Genomic DNA, 18,241 nt, shown 5'->3' with positions numbered 1-18,241 from the left:
GTGCCGCCGTTCACCGTCCTCCACGTGTGCATGGGCAACATCTGCCGCTCGCCCATGGCCGAGCGCCTGCTCGACCTCGCGGTGCGGGAGCGGCTGGCGAAGCTAGGCGCGGCCCCGCCCGCCGACGAGCTGCTCCACAGCCACAGCGCCGGCACGGGCGGCTGGCACGCCGGTGAGGAGATGAACCCGCCGGCGGCACGGCAGGTGCGCGCCCGCGGTGGCGATGTCGACGGCTTCCTCGCTCGCAAGCTGCGCTCCGACCTCATCGACGCCGCCGATCTGGTGCTGACCGCGACGGCCGACCAGCAGGAGTACGTCGTCGCCCTGCGCCCCGACGCGGCGGCTCGCACGTTCGTGCTCGGCGAGTTCGGCCGTCTCATCGGAGGCGTCGACCTGTCGGCACTGCCATCCGCCGAGCCCACGGCCGACGCCGTGTACGCCCGCGGGGTGGCCCTGGTCGAGGCCGTGGACGCCGCCCGTGGCTCGTCCGCCGCCCTGCCCACCGACGACCTCGACGACCCGTGGGGCCGCGGCGACCAGACGTTCAGCCGGGTGGCCGACGAGATCGAAGACACCCTCCACCCCCTGGCCACCGCCCTGATCCCCCTCCCCTGACGAGGTCACACGTCGACGATCGGCAGCGACATGCCGACGGCCTTGGCCAACTGCTCCAGGTCGCGCCGATCGCTGGTAACCACGGCGATAGGTCGAAGCTCTCGCGCCGCCACGACCACCGCGGCGTCGACCACATCCGCGGTGCCCGCGGCAGCAAGCATCCGCCCCACCGCCCGCGCCTCCTCGAAGCGCATCATCGATGCCTCGCAGTCCGCGATGAATTGGGACAACACCACCTGGCGGTCGGATCGCCACACCTGAGCGAGCACAGCGGGCGGTACGTAGATCGCGATGTCCGCACCGAGCCAGCGTTTCTGGAGTCTGCGAATGCGTGCGTCGTTTCGGTCGGCGGCAATCAGTGCACCGGCGTCCAGGACGACCGCTTTCATGCCGTGCCGGGGTATGGCGGGGGCATGCGGCGGTCCATCGTGGCGTCGAAGACCTCATCGACCCAGCGCAGCTCCTCGGGACTGAGCGGTCCGTTGACTCGAACGGCCTCCTCGTAGGCCGCCTCCGCGTTTTCGACCGCCTGTTGGTGTCGCGCGTGCTTGGTGGCGGCTTCGGCGAGCCAGGCGGACAGGGACAGGCCGGCCTTGGCGGCACGCCTCTTGGCCGCTTCGTACGCTTCTTCGGTCAAGGTGACCGACACCCGTCGCTTGGTCATCGCATCTGCCATGACAGCACCGACGCGGCTGGGCCGCACCCCGTTATCGAAACGCTCCGCGACGAGTGACATGTCGATCTCCTTCGTTGTCTTCGTGTTCGCGGCGGAAGGTAGAACATCCCAGCCGGTTGCGAAAGTGGTTGTCGGCATGTCGTGGGGTTGAACCTCGCGGGGAGGGGCGTACGTATCCAATGCCGTGAAGGTCCTGGGGCTTCTTGCCGTCGTGGCGGGAGTGCTGCTCGTCGCGCCCGCGCCCGCCTCCGCACATGGCGCGCTGACCAACCCGGTCAGCCGGCTCGCCGCCTGCGGGGCGGAGGGTGACAGCGCCGGTACGGCGGCCTGCGCGGCGGCGCGTAAGGCGAGCCGGAACGACTTCGGGGACTGGGACAATCTCCGGCTCCCGGACGTCGACGGCCGCGACCGCGAGGTGGTGCCGGACGGCAAGCTGTGCAGCGCGGGGCTGAGCCGGTACCAGGGACTGGACCTGCCGCGCGAGGACTGGCCGGCCACCACGCTGACGGCGGGCGCGGACCTCGCGTTCGCGTACCGGGGCACGATCCCGCACAAGGGCACGTTCCGGCTGTTCGTGACGCGCGACGGTTACGACCCGACCGCGCCGCTGACGTGGTCCGACCTGGAGACGAAGCCGTTCCTCACGGCGAAGGATCCGGCGATGCGCAGCGGCTCGTACCGCATCAAGGGTGAACTGCCGTCGGGCAAGACCGGGCGCCACCTGATCTACACGATCTGGCAGAACTCGGATACTCCGGACACCTACTACTCCTGCTCGGACGTGGTCTTCAAGAAGGCGGCGGCCAAGGCCGCGAAGGTCGCGCCCTCGGCCAGCGAAAGCGCTCCCGCGACCGAGGCGGCACCACCCGCTGTCGAGACGACGGCCCCGCCGCCAGCCGCCGCGGCAGACCCGGAGCCGGTCTCCGCGACGAGCGCGTTGCCGCTGATCGGCGGGGGTGCCGCGCTGATCGTCCTGTTTGGCGCCGTCTACGCCGTGCTCCTGCACCGCACCCGCTCCCGCCCTGATCGTCGCGGCTGAGAGTTCCCTGGCAATCTGGTGCCATAGGTGGGCGGAGTGCACCTAGCTGGGAAGTGTTGGGTGCGTGTGGTCCAAGGCTCTCAAGCTGTTGATGTGTGGTGTCCTCGCGGGTCTGGCGCTGGCGGCTGCCGCTTTTCCAGCCAACGCGGCCCTCGGGCTCGGCATCAAAGCGGTCAGCGACACCTTCGTCGAGCTGCCCAGCGACCTCAAGACGCCGCCGCCGGCCCAGCGCACCTACCTGTACGCCAATGACGGCAAGACCTTGATCACGTCGTTCTACGACGTCAACCGGGTCGACGTGCCGCTGGACCAGATCGCTCCGGCGCTGCAGAAGGGGATTGTCGCCGCCGAGGACGCGCGCTTCTTCGAGCACGGCGGTGTCGACGTACGCAGCGTCGTGCGGGCGTTCGTGGCGAACGGGCGCGGCGGCTCGGTGGAGCAGGGCGCGTCGACGCTGACCATGCAGTACGTCCGGAACGTGCTGAAGACCGACCCGGACCTCACGGAGCAGCAGCGCGAGGCGGCCACCGCCGAAACCGCCGGCCGCAAGCTTCAGGAGATGCGGTACGCGGTCGCGCTGGAGAAGCAACTGTCCAAAGAGGAGATCCTGAACCGGTACCTGAACATCGCCTACTTCGGCGCTGGCGCCTACGGTGCCGCGGCGGCGAGTGAGCGGTACTTCAGCAAGTCGCCGGCCGATCTCACGCTCGCCGAGGCGGCGCTGCTGGCCGGGCTGGTGCAGTCGCCCGACTCGGACAGCCCGATCGGCGGCGACAAGAACCGTGCCCTGGAGCGCCGCTCCTACGTGCTGGACCAGATGGCCAAGACCGGTGCGATCACGACAGCCGAGGCCGACGCGGCGAAGAAGGAGCCGCTCACGTTGCACCCCAAGGAGCAGCCGAACGGATGCACGGCGTCCGCCCAGAACCAGTGGGGCTTCTTCTGCGACTACGTCAAGCAGTGGTGGATGCAGCAGGCGGCGTTCGGCGCGACCGAGGCGGACCGGGAGCAGGCGCTGCTGCGCGGCGGGTACTCGATCGTCACGTCCCTCGACCCGGACATCCAGAAGACCGCGCAGCGGCAGACGCTGACCGTGTACGGGTACGGCAACAAGCGCGCCGTGCCGATGGCGATGGTCGAACCGGGCACCGGGCGGGTACTGGCCATGGCCGTCAACCGGCACTACGGCCTGAACGGCACGATGAACCAGCTGATCGCCGGTGGCGGCGACATCAACGGGTACCAGGCTGGCTCGTCCTTCAAGATGTTCACGATGCTGGCGGCGCTGGAGGCCGGCATGCCCTTGGACACGGCGTTCGACGCACCGGCCCGCATCGTGTCGCAGTACCCGGGGAGCGGCCCGGGGACCTGCAACGGGTACTGGTGCCCGGCGAACGCCACCCCCTCGTGGATGGACGGCCGCCGCACGATGTGGGACGGCTTCGGCCGCTCGGTCAACACGTACTTCGTGTGGCTGGAGCAGCAGGTCGGCGCCGACAAGGCGGTCGAGATGGCGCAGCGGCTGGGCATCACCTTCCGGGCGGAGTCCGACGCCAGCTTCGCGGCCAAGAACCCGGAGGACTGGGGCTCGTTCACGCTGGGCGTGGCCGCCACGACACCGCTCGACCTGGCCAACGCGTACGCCACCGTGGCGGCCGAGGGCATGTACTGCGAGCCGCTCCCCGTGGTGTCGATCACCGACTCGAACGGTGCGAAGGTGGCCGCCGCTGATCCGCGATGCAAGCGGGTGATCAGCGAAGACGTCGCGCGAGCCGCGACCGACGCGGCCCGGTGTCCGGTGGGACAGCAGTCCGCGTTCGGCCGGTGCAACGGCGGTACGGCCGATCAGGTGGGTCAGATCCTCGGCAACCGGTCGGTGGCCGGCAAGACGGGTAGCTCGGAGGACAACTCGACGGAGACGTTCGTCGGGTTCACGCCGCAGGTGGCGGCAGCGGCGATCGCCGTCAATCCGGACGATCCGCAGGATCACGTCGGGTCGGCGGTGCAGGCCGAGGTCATCGTCGCGGTGGCGCGCACGATGGCGGCGGCGCTGAAGGGTCAGCCGGCGGAGGCGTTCACCCCGCCGAGCGAACAGATCGCTGGCGAAGGCCGCTCTAGACTGCCCCAATGAGCGAACGGCCGGCAGGGAGCACATTCTGGGGTCCGGACTTTGCCCAGCTCGAGGCGGTCGATCCGGAGATCGCCCAGGTGGTCCTGGGCGAGTTGGAGCGGGTGCGCTCCGGGCTCCAGCTGATCGCGAGCGAAAACCTCACGTCGCCGGCCGTGCTGGCGGCGCTCGGCTCGACGCTCACCAACAAGTACGCCGAGGGGTACCCCGCTCGGCGGTACTACGGTGGCTGCGCCGAGGTGGACAAGGCCGAGGAGCTGGGCATCGAGCGGGCGAAGGAGCTGTTCGGCGCCGAGCACGCCAACCTCCAGCCGCATAGCGGTGCCAGCGCCAACCTGGCCGCGTACGCCGCGCTGCTCCAGCCCGGCGACACGGTACTGGCGATGGACCTGCCGCACGGCGGGCACCTCACCCACGGCAGCAAGGTGAACTTTTCCGGCAAATGGTTCGCCACGGTCGGATACACCGTCGACCGGGAAACCGAGCTGATCGACTACGACGAGGTACGCGAACTCGCGGTCGCTCACCAGCCCAAGATGATCATCTGCGGTGCGACCGCGTACCCGCGCCTCATCGACTTCGCGCGGTTCCGCCAGATCGCCGACGAGGTCGGTGCGTACCTGCTCGTCGACGCCGCCCACTTCATCGGCCTGGTGGCGGGCAAGGCGATCCCGTCGCCGGTGCCCTACGCCGACGTCGTGACCTTCACCACCCACAAGGTCCTGCGCGGTCCACGCGGCGGCATGATCCTGTGCCGCGCGGGGCTGGCGCAGCGCGTCGACAAGGCGGTGTTCCCGTTCGTGCAGGGCGGCCCGCTGATGCACGCGGTGGCCGCCAAGGCGGTCGCGCTGCGCGAGGCGGCACTGCCGGAGTTCCAGACGTACGCCGCGCAGGTGGTGAAGAACGCCCAGGCGCTGGCCGCTGGGCTGGAAAGCGAAGGCATGCGCCCGGTGTCGGGCGGCACCGACACGCACCTGGCCCTGATCGACCTGCGCGACCTCGACGTGACCGGGCGGGACGCGGAGGCGCGGTGCGACGCGGCCGGGATCACGTTGAACAAGAACGCGATCCCGTACGACCCGCAGAAGCCGATGGTGGCCTCCGGCGTACGGGTCGGCACGCCGAGCGTCACGACCCAGGGCATGCGCGAGGGCGAGATGCGGCAGATCGCGTCGCTCATCGCGCGGGCGGTACGAGCGGACGACGACCCGGATGAAACCAGCCAAATAAGGGCAGAAGTGGCAGATCTGGTACACAAATTTCCGGCGTATCCGCGATGAACAGTGACCGACGGTGGCGCCTTCGCCACTTGCCCGTGTTGCTCGCCGCGTCGGCGGTCGTGATGGTCGGCGCGGCCATCATCGGCGGATTGACGCGCGGCGCGGCCGGCGCGCTCGGCGCGGCGGTGGGAGTGGCGCTCGTCACTGCCAGCTACACGGTCTCCACTGTGGTCCTCGCGTGGGCCGACGGCATCAACCCGCAGCTCGTTCTGCCCTTTGGGCTGGGCATCTACGTAGCGAAGTACAGCCTGCTAGGCGGCGTGATGATGATCGTCGCGACGGCTGACTGGGCCGGATTGGTGCCGATGGGTTGGGGCGTCGCGGCGGGCGTCGTCGCGTGGACCGGCGTGCACATTTGGTGGATTACGAAAATCTGGCCGGCTAGCCGGGGCCCGGGAGTGGCGATCGAGGAGTAGCGTACGGGCACAGACGACTCCAGTATCCCCGGCGCCCGCACAAGTGCCTTGCGTGGGGGGTGAGTCGTATCCGCCGGCAGCGCGCCTGATATGGTTCGCCGCGTCATGGCCGGTGACCAATCCCCCCAACAACCTGACGGCGGAGCCGGTCAGGGCTGGGTGGCGATTGGATACCTCATTACCGGTATCGCGGTGTGGGGTTTCATCGGTTGGCTGGTCGACCGTTGGTTCGATCTCGGCGGGGTTCCCATCGGGATCGGAGCGATTGTCGGCGCGGCGGGTGGCGTCTACCTGATCGCCCGCCGGCTCGGCGCCTAGAGGAGGACCAATGAGCGCATTGAGTCTCGGGAGCGAGGTCCCGTGGCCACCGAGCGTCAACGACTTCTATCTGCCCTCCGTGGTCGACGGCGCATACCCCTGGCTGACCAAGGTAACGATCCTGATCTGGGTCGCCGCGGCGGCGCTGATCGTGTTCTTCCTGGTGACCTACCGCAACCCGCAGCTCGTGCCGACGAAGAAGCAGTGGCTGGCTGAGTCGATCTACGGGTTCGTGCGGAACAACATCGCCAAGGACATGATCGGGCACGATGGCGTGCGCTTCGCGCCATACCTGACCACCCTGTTCTGCTTCGTGCTGCTCACTAACCTCTTCGGGATCATCCCGGGCATCCAGATGTCGCCGAACTCGCACATCGCGTTCCCGACGATCCTCGCGGTGATCAGCTACGTGCTCTTCAACTACGTCGGCATCCGCCAGCACGGCTTCGCCAAGTACATGAAGGCGTCCCTGATTCCCCCGGCGCCGTGGTACATCCTGCCGCTCCTGGTGCCGATCGAGTTCGCCTCGACGTTCCTGTTCCGCCCGTTCACGCTGGCGGTCCGTCTCTTCGCCAACATGTTCGCCGGCCACATGATCCTGCTGGTGTTCACGCTGGGCGGGTTCGTGATGCTGAACTCGAGCGCATGGCTGGCGCCGGTCTCGCTGGTGTCCTGGCTGATGACGGTCGCGCTGACGTTCCTCGAGGCGCTGGTGGTCATCCTGCAGGCATACGTCTTCACGGTCCTGACGGCCAGCTACGTACAGGGTGCGCTCGCCGAAGAGCACTGATTCGTAAAGGTCATCGTCGTCCGCGCGTGAGGTACACGCGCGATAACCAGGAGGAAAGCACACATGTTGCTCGCCGAAGTAACTGGCAGCACCGCCGCCATCGGTTACGGTCTCGCGGCCATCGGCCCCGGCATCGGCGTGGGTCTGGTCTTCGCCAGCTACATCCAGTCGACCGCTCGCCAGCCCGAGTCGTCGCGGCTGACCCTGCCGTACGTCTGGATCGGCTTCGCCGTGGTCGAGGCGCTCGCGCTGCTGGGCGTCGCGTTCGGCTTCGTCTGGGCTGGCAACTAGCCAGCCATCCCTGACCGGGAGGTAGCCATGTTCGTTTTCGCCGCCGAGGGGGGCGAGGAGCACAACCCGATCATCCCGATCTGGCAAGAGATCGTGATCGGCACGATCGCGTTCGCGATCCTCTGCTACGTGCTGATGAAGTTCGTGTTCCCTCGCATGGAGCAGACCTTCAAGGCGCGGGTCGAGGCCATCGAGGGTGGGATCAAGCGGGCGGAGTCGGCGCAGGCCGAGGCCAACCAGCTCCTCGAGCAGTACAAGGCCCAGCTGGCCGAGGCGCGCACCGACGCCGCCCGGATCCGCGACGACGCGCGCGCTGACGCCGAGGGCATCCGCCAGGACGTCCTGGCAAAGGCGCGAGAAGAGTCCGACCGCATCATCGCGGCCGGCAAGGAGCAGCTCGCCGCCGAGCGCCAGACCATCGTCCGGGAGCTGCGTGCCGAGGTCGGCACCATCGCGGTCGACCTGGCGAGCAAGATCGTGGGTGAGTCGCTGGCCGACGAGGCCCGCCGCAAGGGCACCGTCGAGCGGTTCCTGAGCGACCTCGAAAGCGCCGGGGCGCGCTGATGCAGGCCGCCAGCCGGGAGTCGTACGCCGCCGCCGCCGAGCGGCTGGAGGCGTACGCCCGCAGGGCCAAGCCGGAAAGCATCGCGGGCGTCGCCGACGAGCTGCTGGCCGTGGCCGAGCTGCTGCGGCGCGAGCCGCGGTTGCGCCGGGCGCTGTCCGACCCGGCCCGCCCGGTCGAAGACCGCACCGAGCTGGTTCGCAGCCTGCTCGGCGGCAAGGTCGGCGACGCCAGCCTCAAGCTGGTCACCGCGCTCGTCGACGGCCGCTGGTCGGCGCCGTCTGAGCTGCTGGAGGCCAGCGAGCGGCTGGGCGTCGAGGCGCTGCTGGCCAGCGCCGATCGCGCCGGCGACCTCGGTGAGGTCGAAGACGAGCTGTTCCGCTTCGGCCAGCTCGTCGCGGGCGATCCGCGACTCGCGGGTGCGCTGGGCGACGTGGTCGCGCCGGCGGCGCAGCGGGCCGAACTGGCCCGGGCGCTCCTGTCGGGCAAGGCCAAGCCGGCCACGGTCCGGCTGGTGGAGGTGGCGCTCGGCGGTTTCGGCGGGCGTTCCTTCGAGGCCGCGCTGACCCGGCTGGTCGAGCTGTCGGCAGAGCGGCGTGACCGGCAGGTCGCGTACGTCACCGTCGCGGCCCCGCTCAGTGACGAGGATGAGCGCCGCCTGGGCGCCAAGCTCTCGGAACTGTACGGTCGAGAGGTCTCCGTCAAGCAGATCGTGCAACCGGAGATCCTCGGCGGGATGAGCGTCCAGGTCGGAGCCGACCTGTACGACGGGACGGTCCTGCGCCGGCTCACCGACACCCGAAACGCGCTCGCGAAGCGCTAGACCGTACGTCGAACCCAGAAGCACTCCACGGTTCCCATAGGCAGAAGGAAGCAGAGGATGGCCGAGCTGACCATCTCGTCGGAGGAGATCCGCGGCGCTCTCGAGCGCTATGTCTCTTCCTATTCGCCCGACATCTCCCGCGAGGAGGTCGGCACCGTCGCCGATGCCGGCGACGGCATCGCCCACGTCGAGGGCCTGCCCTCGACCATGGCCAACGAGCTGCTGGAGTTCGAGGACGGCACGCTGGGCGTGGCGCTGAACCTCGACGTCCGCGAGATCGGTGTCGTGATCCTCGGCGAATTCGCCGGCATCGAGGAGGGTCAGCGCGTCAAGCGCACCGGCCGGGTGCTCTCCGTGCCCGTAGGCGACAAGTTCCTGGGTCGCGTGGTCAACGCGCTCGGCGAGCCGATCGACGGCCTCGGCGACATCGAAAACGAGGGCTTCCGCGAGCTGGAGCTCCAGGCGCCGAACGTGATGGCCCGGCAGGGCGTCAGCGAGGCGCTGCAGACCGGCATCAAGGCCATCGACGCGATGACCGCAATCGGCCGGGGCCAGCGCCAGCTCATCATCGGCGACCGCAAGACCGGCAAGACCACGGTCGCGATCGACACGATCCTCAACCAGCGGGCGAACTGGCAGTCGGGCGACCCGAAGAAGCAGGTGCGCTGCATCTACGTCGCGATCGGCCAGAAGGCGTCCACGATCGCGTCGGTGAAGGGCATCCTCGAAGAGCACGGCGCGATGGAGTACACCACCATCGTCGCGTCGCCCGCCTCCGACCCGGCCGGCTTCAAGTACATCGCCCCGTACGCCGGCTCGTCGATCGGCCAGCACTGGATGTACGGCGGCAAGCACGTGCTCATCGTCTTCGACGACCTGAGCAAGCAGGCCGAGGCGTACCGTGCCGTGTCGCTGCTGCTGCGCCGCCCGCCGGGCCGCGAGGCGTACCCCGGTGACGTCTTCTACTTGCACTCGCGTCTTCTGGAGCGCTGCGCGAAGCTCTCCGACGAGATGGGCGCGGGCTCGATGACCGGTCTGCCGATCATCGAGACCAAGGCGAACGACATCTCGGCGTTCATCCCGACCAACGTCATCTCGATCACCGACGGCCAGATCTTCCTGGAGTCCGACCTGTTCAACCAGGGCGTCCGTCCGGCGATCAACGTCGGCACCTCGGTCTCCCGGGTCGGTGGCGCCGCGCAGGTCAAGCCGATGAAGAAGGTCGCTGGCCGGCTCCGGCTGGACCTCGCCCAGTACCGCGAACTGGAGTCCTTCGCCGCCTTCGCGTCCGACCTGGACAAGGCGTCGCGTGCCCAGCTGGAGCGCGGTGCGCGCCTGGTCGAGCTGCTGAAGCAGCCGAACTACACGCCGTACCCGGTCGACGAGCAGGTGGTGTCGGTGTGGGCCGGCACCGAGGGCAAGCTGGACGACATCCCGGTCGGCGAGATCCGGCGCTTCGAGGCGGAGTTCCTGGAGTTCCTGCGCCACTCGTACAAGGGCACGCTCCAGTCGGTCGCCGACAACAACTGGGATGACGAGATCATCTCGACGCTCGACGAGGCCATCGCCAAGTTCAAGCAGATGTTCCTTGCCAAGGAAGACAAGCACATCGGCAAGGAGGCGGACGCCAAGGCGCTCGAGGGCGACGAGAACCACGAGACCGTCACCCGGTACCGGAACACTCCGCCCGAGAAGCAGTAGGGACGATCGATGGCGGCCCAGGTTCGCGTCCTTCGCCAGCGGATCCGCTCGGCGAAGGGGATGAAGAAGATCACCAAGGCGATGGAGCTCGTGGCTACGAGCCGCATCGCCAAGGCCCAGGCCCGGGTGGCGGCGTCCCTGCCGTACGCCAAGGCCATCACCGGCGTGCTCACGGCGCTGGCGTCCAACGCCAACGTCGACCACCCGCTGCTCGTCGAGCGGCCCCGGGTGCGGCGGGCCGGCGTGCTGGTCATCACGAGCGACCGTGGCCTCGCCGGCGGCTACAGCTCGAACGCGATCAAGACCGCCGAGTCGCTCATCGCGCGGCTGCGGGCCGACGGCAAGGAGCCGGTCCTGTACGTCATCGGCCGCAAGGGCGTGACGTACTACCGGTTCCGCAACCGGCCCGTCGAGGCGAACTGGACCGGGTTCTCGGAGCAGCCGACGTTCGCCGACGCGCGCCTGGTGGGTGAGACGCTGATCAAGGCGTTCGCCAGCGGCGCCGACGACGAGGAAGCTCACCCGGGCCCGGATGGGGTGCACGGCGTCGACGAGCTGCACATCGTGTACACGCAGTTCCAGTCGCTGATGACGCAGACGCCGACCTGCCGGCGGATCGGCCCGATGGAGGTCGAGGAGCGGCCGCGTAGCGAAGCAGCTCCGGGGCTGCTGCCGGCGTACGAGTTCGAGCCGGAGGCCGAAGCGCTGCTCGACGCGCTGCTGCCGAAGTACGTCAACACGCGCATCTACGCCGCGTTGATCGAGTCGGCGGCGAGCGAGTCGGCGGCACGGCGGCGCGCGATGAAGAGCGCGACCGACAACGCGGAAGAGATGATCCAGAACTACACGCGCGAGATGAACGCCGCGCGGCAGGCCGGGATCACCCAGGAGATCAGTGAGATCGTCGGCGGCGCCAACGCGCTCGCGGCGGCCGGGAGTGAAGTGTGATGACTGCTGTAGAAACCAAGACCGCCACTGGCACCGGCCGCGTGGTCCGGGTCATCGGCCCGGTCGTCGACGCCGAGTTCCCGCGCGACGCGATGCCGGACATCTTCAACGCGCTGCACGTCAACGTGTCGCTCGCCGAGGGCGACAAGACCCTGACCCTGGAGGTCGCCCAGCACCTGGGCGACAACATGATCCGGGCGATCTCGATGCAGCCGACCGACGGCCTGGTCCGGGGCGCGGAGGTGCGCGACACCGGCCAGGCGATCTCGGTACCGGTGGGTGACATCACCAAGGGCCACGTGTTCAACGCGATCGGCGAGTGCCTCAACCTCAAGGAGGGCGAGAAGCTCGAGATCAAGGACCGCTGGACGATCCACCGCAAGCCGCCGGCGTTCGCCGACCTGGAGCCCAAGACCGAGATGCTGGAGACCGGCATCAAGGTGCTCGACCTGCTCGCCCCGTACGTCAAGGGCGGCAAGATCGGCCTCTTCGGTGGCGCGGGTGTCGGCAAGACGGTGCTCATCCAGGAGATGATCATCCGGGTCGCCAACAACTTCGGTGGTACCTCGGTGTTCGCCGGTGTCGGCGAGCGCACCCGCGAGGGCAACGACCTCATCACGGAAATGACCGAGTCCGGCGTCATCGACAAGACGGCGCTGGTCTACGGCCAGATGGACGAGCCGCCGGGCACGCGTCTGCGGGTCGCGCTGTCGGCGCTGACGATGGCCGAGTACTTCCGTGACGTGCAGAAGCAGGAAGTGCTGCTCTTCATCGACAACATCTTCCGCTTCACTCAGGCCGGTTCCGAGGTGTCCACCCTGCTCGGCCGCATGCCGAGCGCGGTGGGTTACCAGCCGACCCTGGCCGACGAGATGGGCGAGCTCCAGGAGCGGATCACCTCGGTCCGTGGCCAGGCCATCACCTCGATGCAGGCGATCTACGTGCCCGCCGACGACTACACCGACCCGGCGCCGGCCACCACGTTCGCCCACCTGGACGCGACCACCAACCTCGAGCGGGCGATCTCCGACAAGGGCATCTACCCGGCCGTGGACCCGCTGGCCTCGTCCTCGCGCATCCTGGCCGCCGAGTTCGTGGGCCAGGAGCACTACGTGGTGGCATCCGAGGTCAAGCGGATCCTCCAGCGGTACAAGGACCTTCAGGACATCATCGCCATCCTGGGCATGGAGGAGCTGTCCGAAGACGACAAGGTCACGGTCAACCGGGCTCGCCGGATCGAGCGCTTCCTGTCGCAGAACACGTACGCGGCTGAGGTCTTCACCGGCATCAAGGGCTCGTACGTGCCGGTCAAGGACACCGTCGAGGCGTTCAAGAAGATCAGCGAGGGCGAGTACGACCACTTCCCCGAGCAGGCCTTCTTCATGTGCGGCGGGCTCGACGACCTGGAGCGCAACGCGCGCGAGCTGATGAAGAACGACTGACCCCACGAGTATCGGTCGCAGGCGTCCACCGGGTTTCCGGTGGGCGCCTGCAACCCTTTCCGGCTGGCATCCGTCTTCCTATTAGGGAACGGAGGCAATGTTGCGAAGGAAGTCCGGCAAGCGTCGCCGCCTGCCGCGGTGGGCCCTGGTCTGCACGGTGTTCGGTGCGCTGCTCATGCTGGGCAGCGGCGGCTCGCTGCTCGCCAAAGAGGCACTGCTCGCCCGGTACGAGGGCGCGGTCGAGACCGCCGACCTCTTCGGCGACGAGGCGGCCGCGGCCGAACCGAAGAAGAGTGACATCAAGGGTCCGCTGACCCTTTTGCTCGTCGGGATCGACCCGCGCGCCAGCGACCCCAACAAGCCGCCCCTCGCAGACTCGAACCTGATCCTGCACATCCCCGAGGAGCTCGACCGGGCGTACCTCTTCTCGCTCCCGCGCGACCTGATCGTCGAGATCCCGAGCTTCCCGAAGGCCAACTTCAAGGGCGGCAGAGACAAGCTCAACGCCGCCATGGCGTACGGCAGCAAGGTGCCCGGTCAGGAAAGGCCCGACCCGGCCCGCGGGTTCGAGCTGCTCTCCAAGACGATCAGCAACTACACCGGGATCAAGCGCTTCGACGCCGGGGCGATCATCAACTTCGACGGGTTCCGGAAGATCGTCGACGCCATGGGTGGCGTGACCATGACGCTCGAGATCGATGTCCGGTCGGAGCACCTCCGGCCCGACGGCAAGGGCCGGACGGGCAACCCGTACGGCGAGGGCTACATCGGGCCGCAGAAGGTGTACAAGAAGGGCACTCACCACCTGAAGGGCTGGGAGGCGCTCGACGTCGTGCGGCAGCGCAAGACGGTGGGCGGCGACTACGTGCGTCAGAAGCACCAGCAGCAGTTCATCAAGGCGATGGTCAACCAGGCGTTCAGCAAAGACGTGGTGACCAACCCGCTCAAGCTCGACAAGGTGCTGCGCGCCGCCGGTGAGTCGGTGGTCTTCAACGGGCGCGGCCACAGCGTGGTCGACTACGGCCTCGCGCTGCGCGACCTTCGCTCCAGCTCCATCACGATGATCAAGTTGCCTGGTCGGTCGGTCATCGTCGGCGGCGACTACAGGGGCGAGGAGTTGCAGTCGGGCGCCAAGGACTTCTTCGCGGCGGTGATCGACGGCACCGTCGACGAGTTCATCGTGGCCCACCCTGATTTCCTCAACACGTAACGCTCGCCACCCTCTTTGGGTCGGCGGTTCGGGTCCGTCTAGACTCGATCTAATCCCCGGGCGACATTCGGTCCAATACCCAGGCGGCAAGGAGACAGTGGTGGCACAGCAGCTTCACGTCGAGCTCGTAGCCGTCGAGGAGAAGGTCTGGACCGGCGAGGCCGAGATGGTCGTCGCCCGGACCACCGAGGGTGAGCTGGGTGTTCTTCCCGGCCACGCGCCGCTCCTCGGCCAGCTGGCCGAGCCGGGACAGGTGCGCATCAAGCTCGCCGGCGGTGAGCAGATCACGTACGACGTGGACGGCGGATTCCTCTCCGTCACGGGCGAGGGCGTAACGGTCCTCGCCGAGAGCGCCACGCCGGCGTCCCCGACCTCGCCCGCCGCGACGCACTGACTCCGGTCCGCCGATGGAGATCTTGGAGTGGATCGGATTCGGCGTACTAATCCTGCTCGCCGCCTTGGCGGTGCTCTTCGTCCGGCGTGCGCTGATCGCCCGCGCCGGCACCATCCGGCTCAGCCTTCGCGTGTCGACGCTGCTCGACGGGCGCGGCTGGTCACCGGGGTTCGGCCGGTTCGTCGGTGACGAGCTGCGCTGTTACCGGATCTTCAGCTTCGCGATCCGCCCGAAGCGGGTGCTGTCGCGGCAGGGGCTCGTGGTCGAGCGCCGCCGCAGCCCCGAGGGCCAGGAGCGCTTCTCCATGCCGGCCGACTGGGTGATCCTGCGCTGTCTCAGCCACCAGGCACCCGTCGAGATCGCCATGGCGCAGTCGACGGTGACCGGGTTCATGTCCTGGCTGGAAGCCGCCCCGCCCGGGGCGGCTTCCACGTTTCTGACCGCCGCCTGACCAGGATCAGCGGTTCGCGCCCGGCACCCATACCACGTCGCCGTCCGGGTTGGCCGTTCTCGCCAGGATGAACAGCAGATCCGACAGCCGGTTGAGATACTTTGCCGGGAGAGTACTGGTTCGTGCGGGGTCCGCCTCGATCAGCGCCCACGCCTTCCGCTCGGCTCGCCGGGCGGTCGTGCGGGCCACGTGAAGCAGGGCGGCGCCCGGCGTGCCGCCCGGCAGCACGAAGGAGTTCAAAGTGGACAGCCGGTCGTTGAACTCGTCGCACCAACCTTCGAGGCGCGTGACGTACTCCTCGGTGATACGAAGCGCGATCCCGGCGTTCTCCGAGAGGTCTCCCAGGTCCGGGTTGCCCAAGTCGGCGCCCGCGTCGAAGAGGTCGTGCTGCACCCGGGTCAGCACGGCGCCCACCTCGTCGGGGAGCTGGCCGATCGCCAGCGCCACCCCGATCGCCGCGTTGCACTCGTCGACGTCGGCGTACGCGGCGATGCGCGGATCGGTCTTCGGCACCAGCTCGTTGTTGACGAGCCGGGTCGAGCCGGTGTCGCCGGCTTTCGTGTAGATGCGGGTTAGGTGCACGGCCATGAGCCTCAGCCTAGAACCACCCGCGGCCTCTACGATTGCCGGCGTGGATGTGATCCAGGTACACGGCGGTGCCCGGCTGGCCGGTGACGTCTCGGTGGTCGGCGCCAAGAACTCGGCTCTCAAGCTGATGGCGGCGGCTCTCCTCGCCTCGGGAGAGTCGGTGATCACCAACGTCCCCCGGATCACGGATATCGCGATCATGGCCGAGGTACTGCGCCGGCTCGGCTGCGCCGTCTCGTACCACGAGGGCGACGTGACGATCGAGACTCCCGCCGAGCCGGGCACCGAGGCCGACTACGACCTGGTACGCCAGCTGCGCGCCTCCATCTGCGTGCTCGGGCCGCTGCTGGCCCGGCGCGGGTACGTGCGCGTGGCACACCCGGGCGGCGACGCGATCGGCTCGCGCGGGCTCGACATGCACGTCGACGGGCTGGCCCGGATGGGCGCCGAGATCTCCGGCGAGCACGGGTTCGTCATCGCCTCGGCGCCGCGCGGCCTGCGGGGCGCGACGATCTGGCTGGACTTCCCGAGCGTCGGCGCCACCGAAAACCTGCTGATGGCAGCCGTGCTCGCGCGTGGTGAGACGGTCATCGACAACGCCGCCCGCGAGCCCGAGATCGTCGACATCTGCGCGATGCTCACCTCGATGGGCGCGCGGATCGAGGGCGCCGGCACGTCCACCCTGCACATCCAGGGCGTCGACGGCCTGAGCCCGGTGCGGCACGCCACGATCGGCGACCGCATCGTCGCCGGTACCTGGGCGTTCGGCGCGGCGATGACCCGCGGCGACGTGACGGTCAGCGGGGTCGACGCGGCGTGGCTGGAGATCGCACTCGACAAGGTGGTGTCGGCGGGCGGCGTGGTCGAGCCCCAGCCAGACGGCTTCCGGGTGCGGATGGACCGCCGCCCGACCTCCGTCGACGTGGTCACGCTGCCGTTCCCGGGCTTCCCGACCGACCTGCTGCCGATGGCGATCGGGATGGCGGCGGTCAGCGAGGGAGCGTCGCTGATCACGGAGAACATCTTCGACGGCCGGTTCATGTTCGTGAACGAGATGGCGCGGCTGGGCGCCGACATCCGCACCGACGGCCACCACGCGGTCGTACAGGGCCGGGAGCGGCTGTCGAGCGCGCCGGTGGCCGCCACGGACATCCGCGCCGGCGCCGGGCTGGTGATCGCCGCGCTGTGCGCCGACGGGATGACCGAGGTGTCGCGGGTCTACCACATCGACCGGGGCTACCCCGGTTTCGTGGCGGACCTCCGCCGTCTTGGCGTCAAGGTCGAGCGTGTCGAAGCCCCCGAAGCCCCCACGTTCACGTTCTGACCGGTCAGTACTCGTAGAAGCCCCGGCCCGTCTTGCGGCCCAGGTCGCCGGCCGTCACCATGCGCTGGAGCAGCTCCGGCGGGAAGAACTTCTCGTCGGCCGTGTCGGTGTAGATGTTCTTCGTCGCGTGCAGCAGCACGTCTACGCCGGTCAGGTCGGTCGTCGCCAGGGGGCCCATCGCGTGGCCGAAGCCCAGCTTGCACGCCACGTCCAGGTCCTCGGGGCTGACCACGCCCGACTCGACCAGCTTGACCGCCTCGACCACCAGCGCGGCGATCAGCCGGGTGGTGACGAAGCCGGCCACGTCGCGGTTGACCACGATGCACGTCTTGCCGATCTCCTCGGCGAACGCCTTGGCCGTCGCGAGCGCCTCGTCGGAGGTCTTGTAGCCGCGTACCAGCTCGCAGAGCTTCATCATCGGTACCGGTGAGAAGAAATGGGTGCCAACGACCCGTTCTGGGCGGTGTGTCACCGCAGCGATCTGCGTGACCGGAATGGCGCTGGTGTTCGTGGCCAATACCGCGTCCGCCCTGCAGACCTTGTCGAGCTGCCGGAACACCTCGTGCTTGATCTCCAGCCGCTCGAACACCGCCTCCACCACGATGTCGGCCTCGGCCGCCGCGTCGAGGTCGGTCGTCGTCGCGATCCGGCCGATGGCCGCGTCCACGTCGTCCGCGCCGATCACGCCCTTCGCGGCGAACTTCGACAGCGACGCGCGGATGCCGTCGACCCCGCGCTTCAGCGCCGCGTCGTCCAGGTCGCGGATGGTCACCTGCCAGCCTGCCTGGGCCGCCACCTGCGCGATGCCCGAACCCATCAGACCGGCCCCGATGACCGCCAAACGCCCCGCCATGTGCCCTCCTCCAGTCGTTCCCCTGTGGAACTCTAAACGACCATTCAGGGTGACCTTGAAGTGTCACACTGTCGCCATGGCCATCAGCGACGGCTGGTACCTCGCGGGGCCGGTGATCGCGTTCGCGGTCATCGGGGTACTCGCCGTGGTGTTGCACCGGGCGCTGAGCCGCGACGCGGCGCCCCGCGAGGCGTCGCCGATCCTGGACGACTTCGGACTGCTCCGGATCGCGGCGCTCGCCGACTGCCTGGACTCGGCGTCCGGCGTCCGCACCGCACTGTCCCAGGCGGGCATCCGTTCGACGGTCGCGGTGGGTATGGATGGCTTGGTCAAGGTGCTCGTCTTCCCCGACGACGCCGACCGCGCCCGCCAGGTCCTGGACCACCCCTGAC

22 protein-coding genes are annotated in these 18,241 nt (G+C 68.7%); 18 read left to right on the top strand and 4 right to left on the bottom strand.

Annotated elements, in window-relative coordinates; genetic code table 11:
• On the top strand, window positions 1–615 hold the full coding sequence (locus QMG73_RS04950; RefSeq protein ID WP_281892728.1) for an arsenate reductase/protein-tyrosine-phosphatase family protein: 615 nt from the start codon (window positions 1–3) through the stop codon (window positions 613–615).
• Window positions 616–620: 5 nt separating this feature from the next.
• Here the strand turns inward: QMG73_RS04950 and QMG73_RS04945 are convergent, their stop codons facing one another.
• Both QMG73_RS04945 and QMG73_RS04940 read right to left on the bottom strand, forming a co-directional pair.
• Window positions 621–1,004: a hypothetical protein gene (locus QMG73_RS04945; protein WP_281892726.1), complete on the bottom strand. Its 384-nt coding sequence runs from the start codon at window positions 1,002–1,004 to the stop codon at window positions 621–623.
• Window positions 1,001–1,351, bottom strand: coding sequence for a plasmid mobilization protein (locus QMG73_RS04940; RefSeq protein WP_281892724.1), 351 nt, complete (start codon window positions 1,349–1,351; stop codon window positions 1,001–1,003). The genes QMG73_RS04945 and QMG73_RS04940 overlap by 4 nt, the downstream gene beginning before the upstream one ends.
• A 124-nt stretch (window positions 1,352–1,475) precedes the next feature.
• On the opposite strand from QMG73_RS04940, the gene QMG73_RS04935 reads away from it, so the two are divergent.
• The 15 genes from QMG73_RS04935 to QMG73_RS04865 all read left to right on the top strand — a co-directional run bounded on the left by QMG73_RS04935 (window position 1,476) and on the right by QMG73_RS04865 (window position 15,084).
• The gene (locus QMG73_RS04935; protein ID WP_281892723.1) at window positions 1,476–2,330 is read left to right on the top strand and encodes a lytic polysaccharide monooxygenase auxiliary activity family 9 protein; all 855 of its coding nucleotides are present in this window, start codon (window positions 1,476–1,478) and stop codon (window positions 2,328–2,330) included.
• Window positions 2,331–2,421: 91 nt separating this feature from the next.
• On the top strand, window positions 2,422–4,461 hold the full coding sequence (locus QMG73_RS04930; protein ID WP_281893048.1) for a transglycosylase domain-containing protein: 2,040 nt from the start codon (window positions 2,422–2,424) through the stop codon (window positions 4,459–4,461).
• Window positions 4,458–5,738, top strand: a complete 1,281-nt coding sequence (locus tag QMG73_RS04925; RefSeq protein ID WP_281892722.1) for a serine hydroxymethyltransferase — start codon at window positions 4,458–4,460, stop codon at window positions 5,736–5,738. Before QMG73_RS04930 ends, QMG73_RS04925 begins: the two co-directional genes overlap by 4 nt.
• On the top strand, window positions 5,735–6,154 hold the full coding sequence (locus QMG73_RS04920) for a hypothetical protein (protein ID WP_281892721.1): 420 nt from the start codon (window positions 5,735–5,737) through the stop codon (window positions 6,152–6,154). The genes QMG73_RS04925 and QMG73_RS04920 overlap by 4 nt, the downstream gene beginning before the upstream one ends.
• A 105-nt stretch (window positions 6,155–6,259) precedes the next feature.
• Window positions 6,260–6,472, top strand: a complete 213-nt coding sequence (locus QMG73_RS04915) for a hypothetical protein (protein ID WP_309299437.1) — start codon at window positions 6,260–6,262, stop codon at window positions 6,470–6,472.
• Window positions 6,473–6,482: 10 nt separating this feature from the next.
• A complete protein-coding gene (gene atpB, locus QMG73_RS04910; protein ID WP_281892719.1) occupies window positions 6,483–7,262 on the top strand; it encodes a F0F1 ATP synthase subunit A in 780 nt (259 codons plus the stop codon).
• Between the two features lie 63 nt (window positions 7,263–7,325).
• Window positions 7,326–7,553: an ATP synthase F0 subunit C gene (locus QMG73_RS04905; RefSeq protein ID WP_265248583.1), complete on the top strand. Its 228-nt coding sequence runs from the start codon at window positions 7,326–7,328 to the stop codon at window positions 7,551–7,553.
• A 27-nt stretch (window positions 7,554–7,580) separates the two neighbouring features.
• Complete coding sequence (locus QMG73_RS04900; protein ID WP_281892717.1) at window positions 7,581–8,117, top strand: F0F1 ATP synthase subunit B; 537 nt, start codon at window positions 7,581–7,583, stop codon at window positions 8,115–8,117.
• Complete coding sequence (locus QMG73_RS04895; protein WP_281892716.1) at window positions 8,117–8,938, top strand: F0F1 ATP synthase subunit delta; 822 nt, start codon at window positions 8,117–8,119, stop codon at window positions 8,936–8,938. Before QMG73_RS04900 ends, QMG73_RS04895 begins: the two co-directional genes overlap by 1 nt.
• Window positions 8,939–8,995: 57 nt before the next feature.
• The gene (gene atpA, locus QMG73_RS04890; RefSeq protein ID WP_281892714.1) at window positions 8,996–10,639 is read left to right on the top strand and encodes a F0F1 ATP synthase subunit alpha; all 1,644 of its coding nucleotides are present in this window, start codon (window positions 8,996–8,998) and stop codon (window positions 10,637–10,639) included.
• A gap of 9 nt (window positions 10,640–10,648) precedes the next feature.
• Entirely contained in the window at window positions 10,649–11,587 is a 939-nt protein-coding gene (locus QMG73_RS04885; RefSeq protein WP_281892713.1) for a F0F1 ATP synthase subunit gamma, read from the top strand.
• Complete coding sequence (atpD, locus tag QMG73_RS04880) at window positions 11,587–13,029, top strand: F0F1 ATP synthase subunit beta (RefSeq protein ID WP_281892712.1); 1,443 nt, start codon at window positions 11,587–11,589, stop codon at window positions 13,027–13,029. The genes QMG73_RS04885 and atpD overlap by 1 nt, the downstream gene beginning before the upstream one ends.
• A gap of 97 nt (window positions 13,030–13,126) precedes the next feature.
• Entirely contained in the window at window positions 13,127–14,239 is a 1,113-nt protein-coding gene (locus tag QMG73_RS04875) for an LCP family protein (RefSeq protein ID WP_281892711.1), read from the top strand.
• 100 nt (window positions 14,240–14,339) lie between these two features.
• Window positions 14,340–14,633 (top strand): F0F1 ATP synthase subunit epsilon, encoded by a 294-nt coding sequence (locus QMG73_RS04870; protein ID WP_281892710.1) that lies wholly within the window; start codon window positions 14,340–14,342, stop codon window positions 14,631–14,633.
• A 13-nt stretch (window positions 14,634–14,646) separates the two neighbouring features.
• Window positions 14,647–15,084, top strand: coding sequence for a DUF2550 domain-containing protein (locus tag QMG73_RS04865; RefSeq protein WP_281892709.1), 438 nt, complete (start codon window positions 14,647–14,649; stop codon window positions 15,082–15,084).
• Window positions 15,085–15,090: 6 nt separating this feature from the next.
• Here QMG73_RS04865 and QMG73_RS04860 read toward each other — a convergent pair whose 3' ends face one another.
• The gene (locus QMG73_RS04860; RefSeq protein WP_281892708.1) at window positions 15,091–15,672 is read right to left on the bottom strand and encodes a cob(I)yrinic acid a,c-diamide adenosyltransferase; all 582 of its coding nucleotides are present in this window, start codon (window positions 15,670–15,672) and stop codon (window positions 15,091–15,093) included.
• Here QMG73_RS04860 and murA point away from each other — a divergent pair.
• A complete protein-coding gene (gene murA / locus QMG73_RS04855) occupies window positions 15,671–16,996 on the top strand; it encodes a UDP-N-acetylglucosamine 1-carboxyvinyltransferase (protein ID WP_281892706.1) in 1,326 nt (441 codons plus the stop codon). The two genes, QMG73_RS04860 and murA, sit on opposite strands and share 2 nt — an antisense overlap.
• A 4-nt stretch (window positions 16,997–17,000) precedes the next feature.
• On the opposite strand, the gene QMG73_RS04850 is transcribed toward murA, so the two are convergent.
• The gene (locus QMG73_RS04850) at window positions 17,001–17,849 is read right to left on the bottom strand and encodes a 3-hydroxyacyl-CoA dehydrogenase family protein (RefSeq protein WP_281892705.1); all 849 of its coding nucleotides are present in this window, start codon (window positions 17,847–17,849) and stop codon (window positions 17,001–17,003) included.
• A 76-nt stretch (window positions 17,850–17,925) separates the two neighbouring features.
• Between QMG73_RS04850 and QMG73_RS04845 the strand changes: the two genes are divergently transcribed.
• A complete protein-coding gene (locus tag QMG73_RS04845) occupies window positions 17,926–18,240 on the top strand; it encodes a hypothetical protein (RefSeq protein ID WP_281892704.1) in 315 nt (104 codons plus the stop codon).
• Window position 18,241 lies beyond the last annotated feature (1 nt).

The organism is Phytohabitans aurantiacus (assembly GCF_027923225.1).
Classification (GTDB): Bacteria; Actinomycetota; Actinomycetes; order Mycobacteriales; family Micromonosporaceae; genus Phytohabitans; species Phytohabitans aurantiacus.
Note: the sequence above shows the minus strand (reverse complement) of the source record. Positions and strands in the feature narration are given on the sequence as shown.